Origin of the sequence: Pantoea sp. UBA5035 (assembly GCF_002415245.1) — a bacterium.
GTDB classification, from domain to species: Bacteria; Pseudomonadota; Gammaproteobacteria; order Enterobacterales; family Enterobacteriaceae; genus Pantoea; species Pantoea septica.
The window spans coordinates 226,886-247,201 of the sequence record NZ_DICD01000027.1 but is presented as its reverse complement, the minus strand read 5'-3'; the positions used below and the strand labels follow the sequence as shown (position 1 = coordinate 247,201).

Genomic DNA, 20,316 nt, shown 5'->3' with positions numbered 1-20,316 from the left:
TTATGACATTCCGCCTATTATACCTTTAATTTACGGTTTTGTAACCTGCTTAATCAGGATAGCCGCCGTGACTCTTATTTAACAACTGTGATCATCTTCGCAACAGATTTCCATGCAGACTTGTATGGTAGCCCCACCTCTGACATAAGGGCTACTGCTATGACTTCTCTCTCTACCCCAACCGCGCGCGATAGCGCGGCAGACGCCGACAACAAGAGCGTAATACGCCGGGTCGCCAGCGCATCCGCCATCGGAACCGCCGCGGAATATTATGATTTTTTCGCCTACGGCACCGCTGCGGTGCTGTTCTTCGGCCACCTCTTCTTTCCCAGCGATAATCCGCTGGTCAGCACCCTGGCCGCCTTCGCCACCTACGCCGTCGGCTTTCTGGCGCGACCGGTCGGCGGGATTATTTTTGGCCATATCGGCGATAAAGTGGGCCGTAAAAAAGCGCTGGTGGTCACTATTCTCATCGTCGGCCTGGGTACCTTTTGCATCGGCCTGCTGCCGACCTATTCCACCATCGGCATCTGGGCGCCGATATCTCTTATCGTTATCCGTTTGCTGCAGGGCTTCGGCGTTGGCGGCGAGCAGGCTGGCGCGGTGCTAATGACCGCGGAGTATGCGCAGCCCGCGCGGCGCGGCTATTTCGCCAGCTGGGTGCAGATTGGCGCGCCGACCGGCTTTCTGCTGCCGCTGGCGCTGTTCGCCATCCTGAACGCCATGCTGACAGCGGATCAAATGATGAGCTGGGGCTGGCGCGTGCCCTTTCTGCTGAGCGCGCTGCTGGTAATCGTCGGGCTGTTTATCCGCCTGCGCATTGACGAATCACCGGTGTTCGCCGAAATCCGCGCCACTAAAGCGGCAGAATCGCGGCCGCTGAAAGAGGTGATCCAGACTTATCCGGGGCTGGTGTTGAACGGCGTGGCGGCAAAGCTGATCGAAGCCTGCGCCTTCGCGCTGTTTACGGTGATCATTCTGGCATGGGGCAAAGCGAACCAGCTCGACAACAATATTCTGATGGAGAGCATGATTGTGGCGGTGATACTGGAAATTTTCGCCATTCCGCTGATGGGCGCGCTTTCCGATCGCATCGGCCGCAAACCGGTTTATCTGCTGGGCGCGCTGCTGATCGTGCTCTCCATCGTGCCCTTTTTCCTCGCCCTGCAGCAGAACAGCTACTGGCTGACGCAGATTGCCATGATCGTGGCGCTGACGCTGGGCCACAGCATGTGTTACGCGCCGCAGGCGTCGTGGTTCCCCGAACTTTTTCCTACCCATATCCGCTGCAGCGGCATTGCGGTGATCTGGCAAATCGGCTCGTTGATCGGCAGCGGCATTCTCGGCCTGGCCGCGGTTAAAATCCTGCAGGTCACAGACGGCCACTGGTATGGGCTGGCGATCTATGTCGGGGTACTGGGAGCGATCTCTCTGGTAGGTCTGGCACGGTTGCCGGAAACTGCGCCGGGACGGCGCAATGCGGAATATCACAGCTGGCAGCGTCGCTAACTCGACCGGCTTCCTGTTAATTGCCCTCTTCGCGGGGGGCAATGATTAATCTGCCGCGCATCAACATTTTGCCCGTTTTTCTTGCCAACCTGCTGAAGCGAAAAGTGTTTTACGTGCTGTAAGCTCTGATTGCTGCTGCTAATGTATGGCGGCAGCAGAGGATTCATTAGCTTTACGATACAATTAAAAGAGCGTTAAGCTTAACTCACTTCTCAACTGCATTTTTTCATCTGGCAACGCTCACCCCAGCAGTTAATTATTCTGATAATTTTACGCAGAACGCGTTACCTGCTTGGTCGTCGCACTTTATTCCCGCCTTTAAAACCACAGATTGGTTTATCACCCTATTTATTCGCATTTCTTTTTAAGATTAATCTTAATCGATTGTCTGTGGATTATTTACCGGTAAAATCAGAGCCAGAAACGCAAATAATCACTTTCGTATTATTAATCTTATAGCCTTGCTCCAGCGAAAGTTATTAACGAGAATTTAACTTACTCTTTGCAGTTTCTTTAAAAATAAACCGGCGCTACCGGAAATGCAGCGTTAATACGGCTCAATGATGAGTCTGAAATTGCATGTCAAAAATCTTCACCAGGGATTTTCCGACATGCCAGCATGAAGATAATCACCATGAGAAAACTGTTCTTATGGCCGGCGTTTGCTGCGCTGGCTTTGAGCGGTTGCTCTGTGGGCCATACCGAATATAGCCGTACGGCAATGCAGCACGTGGACATGAGTTTCACCGGCATTCCTACGGTTCTCGGGCTCGGCACGCTGGGCAGCAGCATTCCCATCACGCCTGAATATAGCCTGACGGCGGCGCACGTGGCGAAGTTTGCCGTGCAGCGCGTAAAGGCGTATCACCCCTATTGCGATCTGGCGATCATTTACCACAAGAATGACGCGGCTACGCTGGCGAAATTCCGCAGCGGCGCCATCGGCGATCCGGTCAAAATGTACGGCTACAGTTTTATTTCCGCCATGCCGGTTGAATCGTCGGGCAGTAATTTAGCGCGCACCGCCATTCGCAACAGCTGGAATAAAAAACCCTGTATGGCGATGGCGTCAAATGCAGGCGTCGTGAAAGGGATGTCGGGCGGCGCGGTTTATAATGCGGATAATACGCTGGGCGGCGTCATTGTCGGTTTCAGCGATGAAATAAAAAGCAGCAGCAGCGGCAAAACCGTTTTAAAAGATGTGTCGCTCTATATTCCCTATTCCGACTTTCAAAACTGGCTGAAACAGAATATTGGTCAGACGGCGCAGAGCGGCGCCTGACCAGGCTGTTACAGGAAAGGTCGGGGATCGCCTGAACCTTCGCGCACCACGGCGGGCGCATCGCTGGTGAGATCGACAACCGTTGTCGGCTGCTGTCCCAGCGTGCCGCCGTCGATAATTAAATCGACCAGCTTGCCGATGCTGTGCTGGATCTCTTCCGGGTCCGATTCGGTAAAATCGTTGCCCGGCAGGATCAGCGAAGTCGACATCATCGGCTCGTTGAGCGCCTCAAGCAGCGCCAGCGCAATCGGATTGGATGGCACGCGCAGCCCGATGGTTTTACGCTTATCGTTCATCAGACGACGCGGCACAATTTTGGTCGCCTTCAGAATAAAGGTATAGCTGCCCGGCGTGTTGTTTTTCAGCAGGCGAAACGCGCTGTTATCCACCTGAGAATAGTTGGAGATTTCCGACAGATCGCGGCACATCAGCGTGAAGTTGTGATTGCCATCCAGCTGACGAATGCGGCAGATGCGCTCCAGCGCGTTTTTCTCTTCCAGTCGACAGCCCAGCGCATAGCCGGAGTCGGTAGGATAGACGATCACGCCCCCCTTATTGAGGTAGTCGACCGCCTGCGAAACCAGGCGCGGCTGCGGATTGTCCGGGTGAATGTGAAACAGTTGACTCATAAAAACCTCGTATCACCTGTCCGCGTTAGAGCCTGCGGGCGCCAGCGCCGGGAAACGTTCCCATACCGGCTCGACGCCGGCTGGCAGCCAGAGTTTGCGGCCCAGCTCAATCCACGGACAGGGTTGGTGAAAATCGGAACCTTGCGATCCAGCCAGATCGGCATCGCGGGCGTACTGCGCCAGCTGCGCGCGTTCATTGGGCGCCTGCTGACACTGCGCCACTTCCATCGCGTCGCCGCCCGCTTCGCGGAAATGCGCGATAAGCCGCTTCAGCCACTTCGCCGACAAACCGTAGCGGCCTGGGTGCGCCAGCACCGCACAGCCGCCAGAATGGTGAATGGCATCAATGGCTTGTTTAATTGTACACCATTGCGGCGGAACGTAGCCGGTTTTGCCGCGCGCCAGATAGCTTTTGAACACCTGCGCCACCGTGTCGGCTTTGCCCTGCTCAATTAAAAAGCGGGCGAAGTGGCCGCGCGTAATCACACCGCCATCCGCCAGCCGCGCGGCGCCAGCCAGCGCGCCAGGAATGCGCGCCTTCTCCAGCCGCTCGGCGATCAGCGCCGCTCGCTCCTGACGACAGCGCGCCTGCTCCGACAGAAAGGCGGTCATCGCCGGATGGCTGATATCGATATTCAGCCCGACGATATGAATCTCATGGTTTTCCCACAGCGTCGACGCCTCTACGCCCGCCAGTACTTTCAGCGGCAGCGCCTGCTCGCTGACGGCGCGCTGCGCCGCGGCGACGCCCGCCACGCTGTCGTGATCGGTTATCGCCAGCACGCCGACGCGCATAGCGACGGCGCGCTCGACCAGCGCCTCGGGCGTCAGCAGCCCGTCGGAGGCGCGGGTATGGCTGTGTAAATCATAAAGAGGAAAACGGGCAATCTCGTTCAAATGGCACTCCTGCTGCACGATGAAGCGGCCAGCATGATAACGATTTTATGCTCGGGTGAAAAAGCGTATTGACTTTTATCCGCTGAACCCGTTAACTAGTACACAAGTTCACAACTAAACGGGTTCTCTGTCATGGCGACGATTTTGATGCTTTCTGCAGGCTGGTGGCGCGATGTTTCCCCCGACGGGCGACGTCCAGCATCCCTTGCGTAACGCAGTGCAGAGACCCGAGCCCGCTTAAAGCGGGCTTTTTTTTAGGCGAATTTCAGAGAGAACATCATGCCAAATGCGAAACCTACAGTGAAGTTGATTACCGGCACCGCGCCCTATCGCGAAGATCCGGCCGCAGTGTTTCACCAGTTATGCGGCGCACGTCCGGCAACGCTGCTGCTCGAGTCGGCAGATATCGACAGCAAACAGAACCTGAAGAGCCTGCTGATCGTCGACAGCGCCCTGCGCGTCAGCGCGTTGGGATCCTGCGTAACGGTACAGGCCCTGTCGGAGAATGGCCGCGCGCTGCTGCCGCTGCTCGACGCGGCGCTGCCTGCGGGCGTGAAAATCGAACCGCGTCCGGACGGCCGCGAGCTGCACTTTCCGTCCGCCGACGCGGTGCAGGATGAAGACTCACGCCTGCAGGCGCTGTCGGTTTTCGACGCGCTGCGCCTGATTCCACGTCTGGTGAACGCGCCAGCGGACGAGCGCGAAGCGGTGCTGCTGGGCGGCCTGTTCGCCTATGATCTGGTGGCGGGCTTCGAGGAGCTGCCCGCGCTGGAAAATCAGCAGCGCTGCCCCGACTACTGCTTCTACCTGGCGGAAACGCTGCTGGTGCTCGACCATCAGACGCGCAGCGCCACGCTGCAGGCGAGCCTGTTCTGTCCCTCCACCAGCGAATTTCAGCGTCTGCAAAGCCGTATCGAGCAGCTGCACGGCCAGATGCTGCAGCCCGCGCCGGCGCTGCCGGTGCAGAAAGTCGAGCAGATGACGCTGAGCGTCAGCCAGAGCGACGAAGCCTATTGCGACACCGTGCGTCAGATGCAGGAAGCGATTCGCATCGGCGAGATCTTCCAGGTCGTGCCGTCGCGCCGCTTTTCGCTGCCCTGCCCGTCGCCGCTCGCCGCCTACGAAACGCTGAAGAACAGCAATCCCAGCCCCTACATGTTCTTTATGCAGGACCGCGACTTCGCGCTGTTCGGCGCATCCCCGGAGAGCTCGCTGAAGTATGACGCTGCCACGCGCCAGATCGAAATCTACCCGATCGCCGGTACGCGTCCGCGCGGCCGACACGCCGACGGTTCGCTGGATCGCGATCTCGACAGCCGCATTGAGCTGGAGATGCGCACCGATCATAAAGAGCTGGCCGAGCATCTGATGCTGGTGGATCTGGCGCGCAACGATCTGGCGCGCATCTGCGTGCCGGGCAGCCGCTACGTCGCCGATCTGACCAAGGTCGACCGTTACTCGTTCGTGATGCATCTGGTGTCGCGCGTGGTCGGCACGCTGCGCGAAGACCTCGACGTGCTGCACGCCTACCGCGCCTGCATGAACATGGGCACCCTGAGCGGCGCGCCGAAAGTGCGCGCCATGCAGCTGATCGCCGCGGCGGAAGGCACGCGCCGCGGCAGCTACGGCGGCGCGGTCGGCTACTTCACCGCCAACGGCGACCTCGACACCTGCATCGTTATTCGTTCCGCCTGGGTGGAGGACGGCGTCGCCACCGTACAGGCGGGCGCCGGCGTGGTGCTCGACTCCAACCCGCAGGCCGAAGCGGACGAAAGCCGTAACAAAGCGCGCGCCGTGCTGCGCGCCATCGCGACCGCCCATCACTGCAAGGAGATTTTCTGATGGCCGATATCCTGCTGCTCGATAACATCGACTCCTTTACCTATAACCTCGTTGATCAGCTGCGCGCCTTCGGCCACAACGTGGTGATCTACCGCAACAATGTGCCGGCATCGGTGCTGACCGAACGCCTGCAGCGCATGGAGAATCCGGTGCTGATGCTGTCGCCGGGTCCGGGCGCGCCGAAAGACGCCGGCTGCATGCCGGAGCTGCTGCGAACCCTGCGCGGGCGCCTGCCGATTATCGGCATCTGCCTCGGCCATCAGGCGATTGTCGAAGCCTACGGCGGCCATGTCGGCCAGGCGGGCGAGATCCTGCACGGCAAAGCTTCCTCTGTGAATCATGACGGCGAAGCGATGTTCGCCGGACTGAGCAACCCGCTGCCGGTCGCGCGCTATCACTCGCTGGTGGGCAGCAATACGCCGGCGGAGCTGACGGTCAACGCCAGCTACAACGGCATGGTGATGGCGGTGCGTCACGACGCCGATCGCGTCTGCGGCTTCCAGTTCCATCCTGAATCCATCCTGACCACTCAGGGCGCCCGTCTGCTGGAGCAGACGCTGGCCTGGGCGCTGGCGACATCACAGGGAGAATGATCATGCATGCCATCCTGGAAAAACTCTATCAGGCGCAGTCGCTGACTCAGGGCGAAAGCCATCAGCTGTTCAGCGCCATTATTACCGGTCAGCTGGAGCCGACGCAGCTTGCCGCCGCGCTGATCGCCATGAAGGTGCGCGGCGAGTCGCCGCAGGAGATCGCGGGCGCCGCCAGCGCGCTGCTGGAAGATGCCCGACCCTTTCCGCGTCCTGACTACGCCTTCGCCGATATCGTCGGCACCGGCGGCGACGGCAGCAACAGCATTAATATCTCGACCGCCAGCGCCTTTGTCGCCGCCACCTGCGGGCTGAAAGTGGCGAAGCACGGCAACCGCAGCGTCTCCAGCAAGTCGGGCTCCTCCGATCTGCTGGCGGCGTTCGGCATCAGCCTGGATATGCCCGCCGAGCAGGCGCGCGCGGCGCTGGACGATCTCAACGTCTGCTTTCTGTTCGCGCCGCAGTATCACACCGGCTTTCGCCATGCGATGCCGGTGCGCCAGCAGCTGAAAACCCGCACGCTGTTCAACGTGCTCGGCCCGCTGATCAACCCGGCGCGACCGCCGCTGGCGGTGATCGGCGTCTACAGCCCCGAACTGGTGTTGCCGATCGCCCAGACGCTGAAGGTGCTGGGCTACCAGCGCGCCGCGGTGGTGCACGGCGGCGGTATGGACGAGGTGGCGCTGCACAGCGAAACCCACGTCGCCGAGCTGCGCGACGGCGAGATCACCCGCTATCAGCTCACGCCGGAAGACTTCGGTTTCGGCTTCCATCCCAAAGAAGCGCTGGCCGGCGGCACGCCGGAAGAAAACCGTGACATTCTGACCCGATTACTTCAGGGTAATGGCCAGCAGGCCCATGAGGAAGCGGTCGCCGTCAACGTGGCGATGTTGTTGAAAGTATTCGGTCATGAAGATTTGCGTGAAAACGCGCAGCGTGCGCTTCAGGCTATCCGCAGCGGACAAGCCTATGAACGCGTTGTCGCTCTGGCAGCAAGAGGATAACCATGCAAGGTACGATTTTAGAGAAGATTGTTCAGGACAAAGCGCAGTGGGTCGAGGCGCGCAAGGCGCAACAGCCGCTCGCCGCCTTTCAGGATGACGTGCAGCCCGCCTCCCGCAGCTTTTACCACGCGCTGCAGGGCGCCCGCACCGTCTTTATTCTGGAGTGCAAAAAAGCGTCCCCTTCCAAAGGGCTGATCCGCGACGATTTCGATCCCGCGGCCATTGCGGGCGTTTATCGCCACTACGCCTCCGCCGTCTCGGTGCTGACCGACGAGAAATATTTCCAGGGCAGCTTCGACTTTCTGCCCATCGTCAGCGCGGCGCTTACCCAGCCGGTGCTGTGCAAAGACTTTATTATCGATCCCTATCAGATCTACCTGGCGCGCCACTATCAGGCTGACGCCATCCTGCTGATGCTGTCGGTATTGAACGACGAGGAGTATCGTCAGCTGGCCGCCGTGGCGCACAGCCTGAAGATGGGCGTACTGACCGAGGTCAGCAACGAAGCGGAGCTGGAGCGCGCCATTGCGCTGGAGGCAAAAGTGGTCGGCATCAACAACCGCGACCTGCGCGATATGTCGATCGATCTCGACCGCACGCGTCAGCTGGCGCCGCGCCTGTCGCACGGCGTAACGGTGATCAGCGAATCGGGCATTCATAACTATGCCCAGGTGCGCGAGCTGAGCCACTTTGCCAACGGCTTCCTGATCGGCTCGGCGCTGATGGAAGAGCCGGACCTGGCGGCCGCGGTGCGTCGCGTGCTGTTGGGCGACAACAAAGTATGCGGGCTGACGCGAGCGGAAGACGCGCGCGCCGCCTTTGAGGCCGGCGCGCTTTACGGCGGCCTGATCTTCGCCGACGGTTCGCCGCGTCGACTCGACGCGTCGCAGGCGCAGCAGGTGATGGCCGGCGCGCCGCTGCGCTACGTCGGCGTGTTTCGCAACAGCGCTATCGGTGACGTTGTCACGATGGCCGATACGCTGCGCCTGAGCGCCGTTCAGCTGCACGGCGATGAAGATCGCGCCTATGTCGCAGAGCTGCGCGCTGCGCTGCCCGCCGCCGTGGCTATCTGGAAAGCGCTCAGTATCAATAGCGCGCTGCCCACGCGCGACTGGCCGCACGTTGACCGCTACGTTTTTGACAACGGCAACGGCGGCAGCGGCGAACGCTTCGACTGGTCGCTGCTGCAGGATCAGGATTTACGCGACGTGCTGCTTGCCGGCGGCCTGGGCGCAGACAACTGCGTTGAAGCGGCGCGCCTCGGCTGCGCGGGCCTCGACTTCAACTCCGGCGTGGAAAGCGCGCCCGGCATTAAAGATGCCAGCAAAATCGCGGCGGTTTTCCGCACGCTGCGCGCCTACTGATTTGTCAGGTCCGCTGCGGCGGGCCTAAAAGGAAGATGAAACCATGACTCTACTGAACCCCTATTTTGGCGACTTTGGCGGCATGTACGTGCCGCAGATCCTGATGCCGGCGCTGAACCAGCTGGAAGCGGCCTTTGTCGAGGCGCAGAAAGATCCGGCGTTTCAGGCGGAATTCACCGACCTGCTGAAAAACTATGCGGGACGCCCGACGGCGCTGACGCTGTGCAGCAACCTGACGAAAGGCACGAAAACGCGCCTCTACCTGAAGCGCGAAGATCTGCTGCACGGCGGCGCGCACAAAACCAATCAGGTGCTGGGTCAGGCGCTGCTGGCGAAACGCATGGGCAAAAATGAAATCATCGCCGAAACCGGCGCGGGCCAGCACGGCGTCGCCTCGGCGCTGGCGTGCGCGCTGCTCGGCATGAAGTGCCGCATCTATATGGGCGCGAAAGATGTCGAACGCCAGTCGCCGAACGTCTTCCGCATGCGACTGATGGGCGCCGAGGTGATCCCGGTGCACAGCGGCTCCGCCACGCTGAAAGACGCCTGCAACGAGGCGCTGCGCGACTGGTCCGGCAGCTACGAAACCGCGCACTATATGCTGGGCACCGCGGCGGGCCCGCATCCTTTCCCGACTATCGTGCGCGAGTTCCAGCGCATGATCGGCGAAGAGACCAAAGCGCAGATTCTGGAAAAAGAGGGGCGCCTGCCGGATGCGGTTATCGCCTGCGTCGGCGGCGGCTCGAACGCCATCGGCATGTTCGCCGACTTTATCAATGAGGAGAGCGTCGGCCTGATCGGCGTCGAGCCGGCCGGCCACGGCATTGAGACCGGTGAGCACGGCGCGCCGCTCAAGCATGGCCGCGTCGGCATCTATTTCGGTATGAAGTCGCCGATGATGCAGACCGAAGAGGGTCAGATCGAAGAGTCCTACTCTATCTCCGCCGGTCTCGACTTCCCCTCCGTCGGCCCGCAGCATGCGCATCTCAACAGCATCGGCCGCGCCGACTATGTGTCGATTACCGATAATGAAGCGCTGGCCGCCTTCAAGGAACTCTGCCGTGCAGAGGGCATTATTCCGGCGCTGGAGTCGTCGCACGCCCTCGCCCACGCGCTGAAGATGATCCGCGAGAATCCAGAGAAAGAGCAGCTGCTGGTGGTTAACCTTTCGGGCCGCGGCGATAAAGACATCTTTACCGTTCACGATATTCTGACTGCGCAGGGAGAAATCTGATGGAGCGTTATCAACAGCTGTTTACGCGTTTACAGGCCAGCAAAGAAGGTGCCTTCGTGCCCTTCGTGACGCTGGGCGATCCCTCGCCGGCGCTGTCGTTAAAGGTGATCGACGCGCTGGTCGCGGGCGGCGCTGACGCGCTGGAGCTGGGCATTCCCTTCTCCGATCCGCTGGCGGATGGTCCCACTATTCAGAACGCCACCCTGCGCGCCTTCGCGGCCGGCACGACAACCGCGCAGTGCTTCGAGCTGCTCAGCAGCGTGCGCCGGAAATATCCCGATCTGCCCATCGGCCTGCTGATGTACGCCAACCTGGTGTTCGCCAACGGCATCGACGCCTTCTATGCGCGCTGCGCCGAAGCGGGCGTGGACTCAGTGCTGGTGGCGGATGTGCCGGTCGAAGAGTCGGCGCCGTTCCGCCAGGCGGCGCTGCGCCACGGTATCGCGCCGATCTTTATCTGTCCGCCTAACGCCAGTGACGATCTGCTGCGCGAGGTCGCCTCTCACGGCCGCGGCTACACCTACCTGCTGTCGCGCGCGGGCGTGACCGGCGCGGAAAATCGCGCCAGCAGCCTGCCGCTGCAGCGCCTGATCGACAAACTGCGCGAATATAACGCCGCGCCGCCGCTGCAGGGATTCGGCATCTCCGAACCGGCGCAGGTCAAAGAGGCGCTCAGCGCAGGCGCGGCGGGTGCCATCTCCGGCTCGGCGATTGTGAAAATCATTGAGCAGCACCATGCGCAGCCGGAAGAGATGCTGGCGAAACTGACCGCCTTTGTCAGCAGCCTGAAAGCCGCTACCCGCTGATCTTTTCATGCTCTCTCCGCTGAGGGAGCATGATTTTTCACTCTTTTTTACATCCCGACGTTGCCGCTTTCGCTTTTCCCGCCCACACTTGTTTTGCGCGCCGTTATGGTAACGGCGCATCTTGTTCGAGACAGGGAGAGAAGCAATGAAACTGTTTAAAGTCCTTGCAGGCGCGCTGGTCGCCGTAGTGGTTGCGCTGACGTTGAGCGCTTGCGCGCCAACCCCGAAGGAAGAAGGCACCGGCGGTTATATCGACGACACGGTGATCACCACCAAAGTCAAAGCACAGCTGCTGAATGACGATGAACTCAAATCACGCGAGATTAACGTTGAAACCTTTAAGGGCCGCGTGCAGCTAAGCGGTTTCGTCAGCTCGCCGCAGATGGCCAGCCGTGCGGTAGAAGTGACCCGTACCGTGAAAGGCGTGAAGTCTGTTGTGAACAACATGCAGATTAAATAACGCTGACGCAGAAACGTAAAAGGCCGCGAGCGATTCGCGGCCTTTTTTTATCAGAAGCGGTAGCCTGCACCGAAGAAGAAGACGAAAGGATCGATGCGCGTATCGATATTCTGCTGCTTGCCGCCCGCCTTAAACTTCACTTCCGTATCAATATCCATATACCAGAGCGAGGCGTTCAGCATCCAGTCGCGGTTAATCTGGTAGTCGAGACCGACCTGTCCCGCCACGCCCCAGGAATCTTTCACGCTAAGGTCGCTAAGCCCCTTGTCACGGGCATTCTGATTAAGGTCGGTGTCGAAAAAGGTGGTGTAGTTGATACCTACGCCGACGTAGGGGCGTACTTTGCTCTGGCTGTCGAAGAAGTAATATTGCGCCATCAGAGTCGGCGGCAGCTGACGCACCGTCGCCAGCGTGCCGGTCGCGCCCAGGCCCACCTTATGGCGGAACGGCGTCGCCGCAAGCAGTTCGACGCCGATGTTGTCGGTGGCCATATAAGTAAAGGTCAGGCCCAGCTGGGTATTGTTGCTGACGTCGAAGCCGCCCATGCCCAATACATTATCGGAGCCTTCGGTAGGACGCACCGTCGCGCTGCCGGCGCGCATAAAAAAATCGCCTGCCTGATGAGCCAGGGCCAGCTGCGGTAGAGCCATTGCCAGTATGAAAGCGCATTTTGTCAGTTTCATGATCACTCCTTTGCACAAGATAAACGGGGGAATTATGGTGTGACGTTGTGGGCAACGTTCTAACGGGATTTTGCAAAAAATGCATCCGAATCAATCACGAAAAACCACATAAAAAGCAAGGGATTGATTTAGATCAATTTTAGCCCCACAGGCTTGCCTGAAATTTCGCTTGAAGAAATTTAACGGCGTGATTATTTTGCTTTTTCCCCGTGTTGATTTTGGTTCGATGCCTCAGGAGTGGCGGGCGATCAAATGAGCGATAATTTAAACCCTTGCATGACCTGCGGCGCCTGCTGCGCCCATTTCCGCGTCTCATTTTACTGGGCTGAAGCCGATGACGCCGGCGGCGCGGTCCCGGTTGAACTCACCGAGCCGTTAAGCCTGCTGATGCGCAATATGCGCGGCACCAACGCGCGTGAACCGCGCTGCGTGGCGCTGCAGGGCGAGCCGGGCGGCTGCACCTCCTGCGGCATCTATGCGCAGCGCCCCTCGCCCTGTCGCGAATTCGCCATGTCGGGCGAAAACGGCATTTATAACGAGGCCTGCGATCGAGCCCGCGCTCGCTATGGTCTGCCGCCTCTTTTTCACCCTTCTTTACCTTATATGGATGATAAAGCGCATCAGAACAGTAATGGCGCGGCCTTGCGCTCGGATTCAGTCGCGGATCATTAGATTATGTACACGGGTGTGTACACGTTATTTTTTATGGCTAAGTCTGATGTTTTCTTATTAGAGGACGTAGACCATATTGTTAAGTCACATGTTTCATCTTCTTGTATTGTATGAAAATTAGCCACTTGAATTTCTTTTGCCATCCTGCCATGCATTTTGTGCTTTTTAATTCACAGAATTAAATTTTTAGTCGATAAACAATGCAGTAATTTATTAAAATTCTCATTAATGTTAGTCATATCTACACCATAAGGAATTGATAATATGTCGGGTAAGTTTTTAAGAACGATAATGCATAACAAAATTAAACAAGCTTATGAGAATGCTGAATCTGTATCACAGATATCTCATACAACTGTCAAAGGCACATTCAGGGAAGGTTTTTTAATCCCTCTTTTTCAATCTCTGCTGCCTCCACATTTCGGTATAGGTTCTGGGCAAATAGTTGATAAGTGGGATAGATTTTCACCACAAACTGACATAATAATTTATGACAAAAGACAAATCCCTCCGATTATCGAACAAAATGGACTCGGAGTTTATTTTATAGATTCTGTTCTTAGGGCTGTTGAAGTAAAAAGCTCTTTAGATACTGATGGCATGCACCAAACCTTAAATTTAGCCTGGGCGCTCCATCCTCAAAATCCTCTTGGATTAAAAACAGCTAAAGGTGGCAAACTAGATAAGGATGAAATGTATTACCCCGCTGTAAGTTGTTTCTCATATAAACAATCAATTACGGACCTAAATAAAGCATTATCGAAATGGCAAAATCAAGAAACCATTCCTCCAACAATGTTTTGTTTACCTGATTCTGGTTTATATAACTATGTATCGGAAGAAAAACAATTTAAGAAAATCCCATTCTTAGCCAATAGAATTGATTTTACAGCTCTTTATTTAGCATTGTTATTAGATCGTATAGAGGAAACAGCGGCATCAAGAGGTGGTTATTCTTTATTGGAATGGATGTAAACTTAATAAAATTAACTTTGTTAAAACCTTACGGCGAGGTTTCATTTTCCCAAAGCCGCGCTCCTAACAAAAGCAGCTCTATGAAGCTGCTTTTTATTTTTGGCACTCGATGACGATTGATTATAAAATATCATGAAATTTAAATTGGCTCTTTTGAGATCATACAGGTCCATTATTCTGCCATACGCTTAAAATTTCATAGGTTATTTTCCCCAGCATTATTACATCTTCTAGCTCTTCCCCAGCAATGCGCTGCCCATCTTCAGTAATCAAACAGCACTCCCCCATACGGGCTATTAGTGTCTCCCCGTCATGCAGCAGCGCAACTTTATGGCCAGCAGTGACGCGCGCATATCGATCAATCACCATTAGTCCACCATCGCGTTCAACAATCAGCGTTGATGCAGGGTTATGCACAACCAGATCACTAACCCTGAGACGGCGCTCAATATAGTCTTGCGCTGGAGATTGAAAGCCCATCAGAGGCCACCGTTTGGATTGAAAACCTGAAACGTGCGCTGTTCCCCCTCCTGAGTTGATACATCGCGAAATGTCGTAGTGTGAACTTCTACCCACCGGTTAGCCTCTTTCAACGTGAAATTCCAGTTGAGCTTCGCCAACTCTTCGACAAAATCGACCGTCGTTACTGTGTAACGGCCTTTCTGATCCCGTTTGATCGCGTTTCTAAACGCAGCTTCTTTTTCGTATTCGCGCGGCATGTTTCCCCCAAAGAAAATACTGTATATAAACACAGTAATGCCAGGCCGGGATTTTTTCAAGTTACAACGGGTCTCAAATTGAGCAGTCAGATTTAGGGGCTGGGGTTTACTGCGAGGGTTTGACTAAGCACACTGGGCATGGTTAACCGGCCTGCCGAGCTAAACATGGACGGATGCTCATCGGTGCTGGGGCCGGTTAACCATCCGATCATTTCGGCTCTTCAGGCCACGCAATTTCTGCCGCACTGGTAACAACCCGGTTAAGCAATACGCGATATTTTTTCCACGCCTGCAGCTGTGCCAGCTCGTCTTCAGTTGCAATCTCGAGATCGACGGCATCCTGTAGCGGGTTAATAGCAGCTGTCGCAGCGGCAATAAGAATGTTTTTTTTCGCCAGCGCCTGAGCAGCGAGCTCTTCAGCCGTATAAACGCGTCTGACAATGGCCGAGCCGTCAAACACCCAGTTCCCCATGTCGTCAAAATCCTCAGGCACATCTTCGCGCGCTACTTCAGAAACGGAACAACCAGCAGGAGGAGTGATGGCCTGCACGTTGTAGCTTGCCATTCTAATAACGTTATCGCTTCCATAGCACACTTTTAAAGTGTCAGACTGAAAATTCAGCCGATGGTAATACCAGTCCTTTCCATCCTCGGTTTGCATATAAACGCACCGTGGCATTAATTCGTAGTAATCCGGTTCATAGGTATTAATATTTTTTAGTGTCAACATTATGCTGTATGTCCTACGTTAACCCAGCCCATTGAGGGCAAATATTTTTGAATGGGGCGAAATACAAGCGTATCCCCGCCAGGGTTCTGCCCCTCTGTATACCAGCCCGTCATAACATAACCGGCAGCGGGCGATTCGATGCTGGGGTTTAAAATACCTGTCCAGCGAGCTCCGAGCGCAACGTCAGCGACGCGGTTTACCTGAGCATCATTGGCTTTATTCCAGGCATCATTTGTAGTGCTTGCCACGTTGTTAATGGTATTTACTATTCCGGTTAACCAGTCGCTCAGGCTTCCATCTGCCAGCGGGTACGCACCGGTCTGTTGCGCATTGGGAGGATTGCGCGTTGTAAAAACCGCACCTGCATCAATCGAACCAACAGTTATATAAACTTTTCCGTCTGAACCCCAGTCCATATAAATCGAGTAGTCGCCAGAAGAGTGTTTACCACCGTTTGCCTGCACAGCTCTGTAGTTTCCAACCTTACTCAGTCCCAGATTTATCCGCGCCGCCGATTTATCCGTTAGCTCGGAGAGATTATTTTCTGCCTGAAGATATATGGTATCAAGCCCGCCTCTTGACGCCGCCAGCAAGGCTTTAACCAGTGTTTTTTCCAGCCCTTCAACGTCACCATTATCGAGGACGTCATCACCTGATTTGTCAGCCATGAATGACGCCACAACAGCAGCGATCGTCGATGCCTGGCGCCAGACCTTGTTCAACTGTTCGCTACGGGCAATACCTGAGCTGAAGCCGCTTTTCAGAGCCTCGAGCGCTTCATATTCTTCTTGCGATAAAACATTCGCATATTGGTCTATTGCAAATGCTTTAAAATCATTTTTAGCCATATCATTCACCGTTAATTATATATTTAGCAGCCACACCCAGAGGCTTTATAGATAAGAAACCTTGTCTGATTATCTCCTTTGTAATGCTGGAAATTACGGGACCATCTACATAGATTGTCATTGTCATGTCTTGGTTATCAGTGAATGACAACCTGACATTATTTTTCGGATAAATATTGTCTAATATATATTTCAGATGTTCGACAGTGCCATCCCAGTTATTCGCGCCGATTTTTGCGCGCAGCATAGTTCGGTATTCCTCATCATCGACTTCAATAATACCGCTCTCCGGTGTGTAATGTCCTTTCCATGACCCGAGATCGAAGCCCAGCGTTTCACTGTCTAGCGTAAAAAAATAATCCTCGATTGGCGCAGCTATACGCCGGTTCCGCCCCACCCATTCGCCTATTATATCGAGCTGCGCGCCGACGGCATTGTCCAGATCAAACGCTGTGAGAAGTCCCTTCATTGTTGTTGAGACATCAGTCAGGGGGCGAGTAGATAATTCGATGTGATCAACGAATCGCGGTTTATCCCTGTGATAATTGCTTATCAGGTTAGTATATTTACTCATCCATTAATTACCACATTGACATTCTCTGGCTTGCAATATGCTGCTTCGTCATATGAAATATTTAAATTGGTGGTATAAAGATTATCTTTGCTTTTGCCAAATAATATTAGTGTAACGTCATAATACTGGCTATCTAAATCATCGACACCGATAGCCAGGTCAGCCGCTGAATATAGTCGCCTGTAATAAATGTTAGCCCCAATTCCGAGATTGTTAATATATGAGGCAACTGCACTGGCAATTTTATCTCCCATAATACTTGAATAACCGGGAAGCGGAGTTATTGCAACCATTGCAAAAATGGGCACAACGACAGGTCTGGAAAAGGAAACTTTTACAGGCTTTCCGTATGCATCTTTTAGCTCAATAGTTGTGCTGCCAAAAGTTGGCGCGCCCAGAGTTTTCTTTTTCCTGATAGTTTCAGCAATCTCTGCTGCGTCGCCACCGTCGACGATAGCAGTTATTGCATGGGCCGGGATGCCGTTTTCGTCTGTCGTTTCAGTATCATTTTCATAAAGTTTATGTCTCGTTACGCCGCTGACATTTGCGATCGCACCGTCCAGGGCCTCAAAAGGTGTTACCGCAGGCAAAGCCACACTCTGAGTCTGTCGCAGGCGTAGCGCGGCATCGCTCTCTATAGTGGTTCCGACTGTTGCCGCCAGAGCGTTTGTCACAGATTTCCACCCGCGCGTAGGTGTATTAATCTGGTTTACTGAGCCTGCTATGGCTGCCACCGCGCCGGCCGTGGCGCATGTAGCTGCTACTGTCACGGTTCCGTCTATGCCGATCGTCACGCTGGCGGGCAGGTTCCAGATGATGCCGTTAGCGTCCCTGACAGAACCATTTGTGATTGTCGTCCCCTCGGCTCCCGCCAGCGTTACATCGACAGTTGAGTTCGTCGCGCCGTGGCGCGCGATGCCGTTAATTTTGACATTGCGCGTGAGAGCATCGGTGAGTGCCGTAGAAGGCGAGAAGGAGTTGTAGACCTGAATAGCCGCGTTGTTGGCGTCATGGATTGCCAGCGCCACCAGCGCCACCATCTGCCCGTCTTTACTGTCGGGTTCGAGGTAAGCGTCACTGCCGTATATCTGATAAAAATAATCGGTGATAGTGCTCAGGATTGTCTGGTAATCAGGCGCACTGATGCCCTGGGCTGTTACCGTTGCCGATAACCCCAGCGTGTCTAAATTGAGAGCCATTACGCCTCGCTTGTTACTGTCGTCGTTCCGTAGAGAGTGTCGATCGTCGCGGTAAATATCACGCGGCGGGATGAGGTATTCAGTGTCGTATCGAACGACAGGATGGAGTTAACGTCTCGCGTATCGAGAATGCGCTGGCGGATCGCGAGCTTATAGGTTTCCGGCTTCTGTTTGCCCAGCACGGACTGAATCCACGGCGTGCCCTCAGTGGTATCGAGGAACCACTGACCGCGCCAGAGCAGAAACCGGGTTTTCACGGCTTGCGCCACGGCCTCCGGAGAATTAATCAGCCAGGTATCATCGCCCTGTCCGAACGTGTAATCCCCGCCATCATCTTCGCGCCGGTATCTCACTGTGGGCCTCCTGACGTATCACTGCCGGACTTCACGCCGGTGTGAGTGTGCTTCGTCTGACTAATGCCGGCGGCAACCTGATCGCCGGTCGATTTAATCGCTCCATTAACCTGAATATCCCCATTCACTGTAAGCAGTGAAGTGGTGATATTGACGCTGCCGCCCTGCGTTAATTCGACAAAGCTGGCGCCGTCGTCGGTGCGCAACTGCACCGCGCTGGTACTGATGCCGGCGATTTTCTGCGCCTGCGACTGCGGGCCGACTATAGCGAATGCGTCCGACAGGTCGTGCATGCGCGGATCAACAGGCTCCTGCACGCCGCCGCTTTGCCACCAGAAGTCAATGCAGCGATCGGCGAACACGACAAGGCACTCATCGCCCTCCCTGATCGGGAACGTCAGCGTGCAGCCCCCGCCGCGCGGGAAAATGACCGGCACGTCGACGAGCAGTGGATAGTCTTTAGTTGAGCGGTTCCCGTCGTTATCGGTTTCGACGTAGCGGATTGCAGGCTGGATGACGGCGGTTACTTTATCCGGGTCAAACGACTGAACGATGCCCGGCATAGCGACGCGCAGCTGATTTTTAACCATCGCCCGTTCTGATTTGAAAGCTTCGGCTAAATCGCCGCTGCGGGTCTGGTCTGATATTGCCATTACATTTTCTCCAGACAATAAAAAACCCGCCGAAGCGGGTTAGTAAGGATATGTTCTCTTAACTTCTGATTTCAGATATTTTATCTAAAATTTTTCTAACGGCATTAACAGAGCTAGTTGCTTCTGTCTGAGTTATATGAAGGGCCAGATCATAATCAGCAGCTTTTCGCTTTTCTTTTTGCTGCTTCAAAACTGCCCCTATACGAATTAAGTCCATTAATTCATAAGGTTCGGCTTTCCGGCGGGAATCCGTCAGCAAATACTGCACCACTCCGTCATGCGTGGTAGGCGGGCAATTTTGCAATATCGAACAGGCTTCGTGATAGAGCGCATAGTACGCGCGAGAAATAGCGCTGCGAGAAAAATGCTCTTCCGCTTTGTCGGCGCAACTTTCAGCAACCAGTAAAATATCCTTACCCTGAATGCTCATTACGTATATGGAACCTCTTCGCGTTTCCTTCCTCGAAACCAGGCTGTAACATTTCTGGTCACGTAAAATTCTGACATGGCTAACTCAGTTGCTATATCAATATCCATATCAGAAATAATATCTGGATCATCGCAGATGACATCACAGATGATTGCGGCGCTACCATCAGGACTCGTATAATAATCATGAGAAACGGCAATGACATGGTATTTCGTAGTCGTATTGGCAACCATCCTGGTCAACTCAGAGATCCGTGAGGTCTCCAAATTAGTCACCTCGATGAATGCGCTTAGCTGGGCGTTTCTCAAATCAACTTCCTCCTGCAATGCACTTTTCTCTGGACCATCTGGCAGCATTGCCAGTGCCCTGCGAGCAAAGTACAAAGACAGCTCCCCATCTCCGTCAGCATAGCTTGCATTGCGTGCTAGTCGTAAGATACGAGGAGAATTTTCGTAGCGGCGAGCAAGCTTGATGCATTCGTCGCGATACAAATTATATTGCCCGGTATGGCTCAGATAAGACAGGAAGTTGATCACTACTCTGTCATCACCACACTCAGCACCAAGTCTAAAATACTCTACGGCTTTCTCTTTCTGCTTTGCTGCCCCGTAGGCAAGTCCAAGAAGCATCCATTTCGAAGCAGCGTCATCAAGCCTTTCAGCAGCTGTGACTGTCCGCTTCAAAGTAAATGCATCAAGCTCTGTTCCATGCTCAATATGAGACGCAAGCATTTGAATCGTCTCATGTAATCCTTTTGTTTTGGGTGGGATCATTTAATCGCCATGACGTTAAGGTCTTACAAAGTTACGTACTAAAGATACAGTATGGAAAAGGCAACGGTCAAAAATCTTCGCACTCTTTGC

General features: G+C 55.1%; 22 protein-coding genes and 1 pseudogene. 10 read left to right on the top strand and 13 right to left on the bottom strand.

Translation table 11 applies throughout. From position 1 onward, the window contains the following. The first annotated feature begins 159 nt into the window (after window positions 1-159). Both B3229_RS18015 and B3229_RS18010 read left to right on the top strand, forming a co-directional pair. Entirely contained in the window at window positions 160-1,509 is a 1,350-nt protein-coding gene (locus B3229_RS18015; protein WP_286873064.1) for an MFS transporter, read from the top strand. 634 nt (window positions 1,510-2,143) lie between these two features. After that, on the top strand, window positions 2,144-2,791 hold the full coding sequence (locus B3229_RS18010; RefSeq protein ID WP_179944750.1) for a serine protease: 648 nt from the start codon (window positions 2,144-2,146) through the stop codon (window positions 2,789-2,791). Between the two features lie 8 nt (window positions 2,792-2,799). On the opposite strand, the gene B3229_RS18005 is transcribed toward B3229_RS18010, so the two are convergent. Further along, window positions 2,800-3,420, bottom strand: coding sequence for an L-threonylcarbamoyladenylate synthase (locus tag B3229_RS18005; protein WP_033746785.1), 621 nt, complete (start codon window positions 3,418-3,420; stop codon window positions 2,800-2,802). 12 nt (window positions 3,421-3,432) lie between these two features. Next, window positions 3,433-4,317: an RNase RNM gene (rnm, locus tag B3229_RS18000; protein ID WP_286873058.1), complete on the bottom strand. Its 885-nt coding sequence runs from the start codon at window positions 4,315-4,317 to the stop codon at window positions 3,433-3,435. Window positions 4,318-4,596: 279 nt separating this feature from the next. Between rnm and B3229_RS17995 the strand changes: the two genes are divergently transcribed. The 6 genes and pseudogenes from B3229_RS17995 to B3229_RS17970 all read left to right on the top strand — a co-directional run bounded on the left by B3229_RS17995 (window position 4,597) and on the right by B3229_RS17970 (window position 11,617). Further along, window positions 4,597-6,159 carry an anthranilate synthase component 1 gene (locus B3229_RS17995; protein ID WP_048781894.1) on the top strand — a complete coding sequence of 521 codons (1,563 nt, stop codon included), beginning with the start codon at window positions 4,597-4,599 and terminating at the stop codon, window positions 6,157-6,159. After that, a pseudogene (trpD, locus tag B3229_RS17990) lies at window positions 6,159-7,753 on the top strand (bifunctional anthranilate synthase glutamate amidotransferase component TrpG/anthranilate phosphoribosyltransferase TrpD). The gene B3229_RS17995 and the pseudogene trpD overlap by 1 nt, the downstream one beginning before the upstream one ends. A 2-nt stretch (window positions 7,754-7,755) precedes the next feature. Next, window positions 7,756-9,117: a bifunctional indole-3-glycerol-phosphate synthase TrpC/phosphoribosylanthranilate isomerase TrpF gene (gene trpCF, locus B3229_RS17985; RefSeq protein ID WP_286873054.1), complete on the top strand. Its 1,362-nt coding sequence runs from the start codon at window positions 7,756-7,758 to the stop codon at window positions 9,115-9,117. A gap of 43 nt (window positions 9,118-9,160) precedes the next feature. After that, the gene (gene trpB, locus B3229_RS17980) at window positions 9,161-10,351 is read left to right on the top strand and encodes a tryptophan synthase subunit beta (protein ID WP_286873051.1); all 1,191 of its coding nucleotides are present in this window, start codon (window positions 9,161-9,163) and stop codon (window positions 10,349-10,351) included. After that, the gene (trpA, locus tag B3229_RS17975; protein ID WP_048781904.1) at window positions 10,351-11,157 is read left to right on the top strand and encodes a tryptophan synthase subunit alpha; all 807 of its coding nucleotides are present in this window, start codon (window positions 10,351-10,353) and stop codon (window positions 11,155-11,157) included. The genes trpB and trpA overlap by 1 nt, the downstream gene beginning before the upstream one ends. Before the next feature lie 145 nt (window positions 11,158-11,302). Next, window positions 11,303-11,617: a BON domain-containing protein gene (locus tag B3229_RS17970; protein ID WP_048781906.1), complete on the top strand. Its 315-nt coding sequence runs from the start codon at window positions 11,303-11,305 to the stop codon at window positions 11,615-11,617. Window positions 11,618-11,667: 50 nt separating this feature from the next. Here the strand turns inward: B3229_RS17970 and ompW are convergent, their stop codons facing one another. Then, window positions 11,668-12,300: an outer membrane protein OmpW gene (ompW, locus tag B3229_RS17965; RefSeq protein WP_048781908.1), complete on the bottom strand. Its 633-nt coding sequence runs from the start codon at window positions 12,298-12,300 to the stop codon at window positions 11,668-11,670. A 252-nt stretch (window positions 12,301-12,552) separates the two neighbouring features. On the opposite strand from ompW, the gene B3229_RS17960 reads away from it, so the two are divergent. Continuing rightward, a complete protein-coding gene (locus tag B3229_RS17960) occupies window positions 12,553-12,972 on the top strand; it encodes a YkgJ family cysteine cluster protein (protein ID WP_286873047.1) in 420 nt (139 codons plus the stop codon). 264 nt (window positions 12,973-13,236) lie between these two features. Further along, window positions 13,237-13,947, top strand: coding sequence for a DUF6602 domain-containing protein (locus B3229_RS17955; protein ID WP_286873044.1), 711 nt, complete (start codon window positions 13,237-13,239; stop codon window positions 13,945-13,947). Window positions 13,948-14,106: 159 nt separating this feature from the next. On the opposite strand, the gene B3229_RS17950 is transcribed toward B3229_RS17955, so the two are convergent. From B3229_RS17950 to B3229_RS17905, 10 genes are all read right to left on the bottom strand, one after another. Beyond that, window positions 14,107-14,427 carry a phage repressor protein gene (locus B3229_RS17950; RefSeq protein ID WP_286873041.1) on the bottom strand — a complete coding sequence of 107 codons (321 nt, stop codon included), beginning with the start codon at window positions 14,425-14,427 and terminating at the stop codon, window positions 14,107-14,109. Beyond that, the gene (locus tag B3229_RS17945; protein WP_286873038.1) at window positions 14,427-14,666 is read right to left on the bottom strand and encodes a DNA polymerase V; all 240 of its coding nucleotides are present in this window, start codon (window positions 14,664-14,666) and stop codon (window positions 14,427-14,429) included. Before B3229_RS17945 ends, B3229_RS17950 begins: the two co-directional genes overlap by 1 nt. Window positions 14,667-14,874: 208 nt before the next feature. Next, complete coding sequence (locus tag B3229_RS17940; RefSeq protein ID WP_286873035.1) at window positions 14,875-15,327, bottom strand: tail fiber assembly protein; 453 nt, start codon at window positions 15,325-15,327, stop codon at window positions 14,875-14,877. 68 nt (window positions 15,328-15,395) lie between these two features. Further along, the gene (locus tag B3229_RS17935; protein WP_286873032.1) at window positions 15,396-16,244 is read right to left on the bottom strand and encodes a hypothetical protein; all 849 of its coding nucleotides are present in this window, start codon (window positions 16,242-16,244) and stop codon (window positions 15,396-15,398) included. Window position 16,245: 1 nt separating this feature from the next. Further along, the gene (locus B3229_RS17930; RefSeq protein ID WP_286873030.1) at window positions 16,246-16,818 is read right to left on the bottom strand and encodes a DUF2612 domain-containing protein; all 573 of its coding nucleotides are present in this window, start codon (window positions 16,816-16,818) and stop codon (window positions 16,246-16,248) included. After that, a complete protein-coding gene (locus B3229_RS17925; RefSeq protein ID WP_286873027.1) occupies window positions 16,815-18,017 on the bottom strand; it encodes a baseplate J/gp47 family protein in 1,203 nt (400 codons plus the stop codon). The genes B3229_RS17930 and B3229_RS17925 overlap by 4 nt, the downstream gene beginning before the upstream one ends. After that, on the bottom strand, window positions 18,017-18,370 hold the full coding sequence (locus B3229_RS17920; protein WP_286873024.1) for a hypothetical protein: 354 nt from the start codon (window positions 18,368-18,370) through the stop codon (window positions 18,017-18,019). Before B3229_RS17920 ends, B3229_RS17925 begins: the two co-directional genes overlap by 1 nt. After that, window positions 18,367-19,023: a Gp138 family membrane-puncturing spike protein gene (locus B3229_RS17915; protein ID WP_286873021.1), complete on the bottom strand. Its 657-nt coding sequence runs from the start codon at window positions 19,021-19,023 to the stop codon at window positions 18,367-18,369. The genes B3229_RS17920 and B3229_RS17915 overlap by 4 nt, the downstream gene beginning before the upstream one ends. Before the next feature lie 58 nt (window positions 19,024-19,081). Next, window positions 19,082-19,453 carry a hypothetical protein gene (locus B3229_RS17910; RefSeq protein ID WP_286873018.1) on the bottom strand — a complete coding sequence of 124 codons (372 nt, stop codon included), beginning with the start codon at window positions 19,451-19,453 and terminating at the stop codon, window positions 19,082-19,084. Next, window positions 19,453-20,226: a hypothetical protein gene (locus B3229_RS17905; RefSeq protein ID WP_286873015.1), complete on the bottom strand. Its 774-nt coding sequence runs from the start codon at window positions 20,224-20,226 to the stop codon at window positions 19,453-19,455. The genes B3229_RS17910 and B3229_RS17905 overlap by 1 nt, the downstream gene beginning before the upstream one ends. Between the last annotated feature and the right edge of the window lie 90 nt (window positions 20,227-20,316).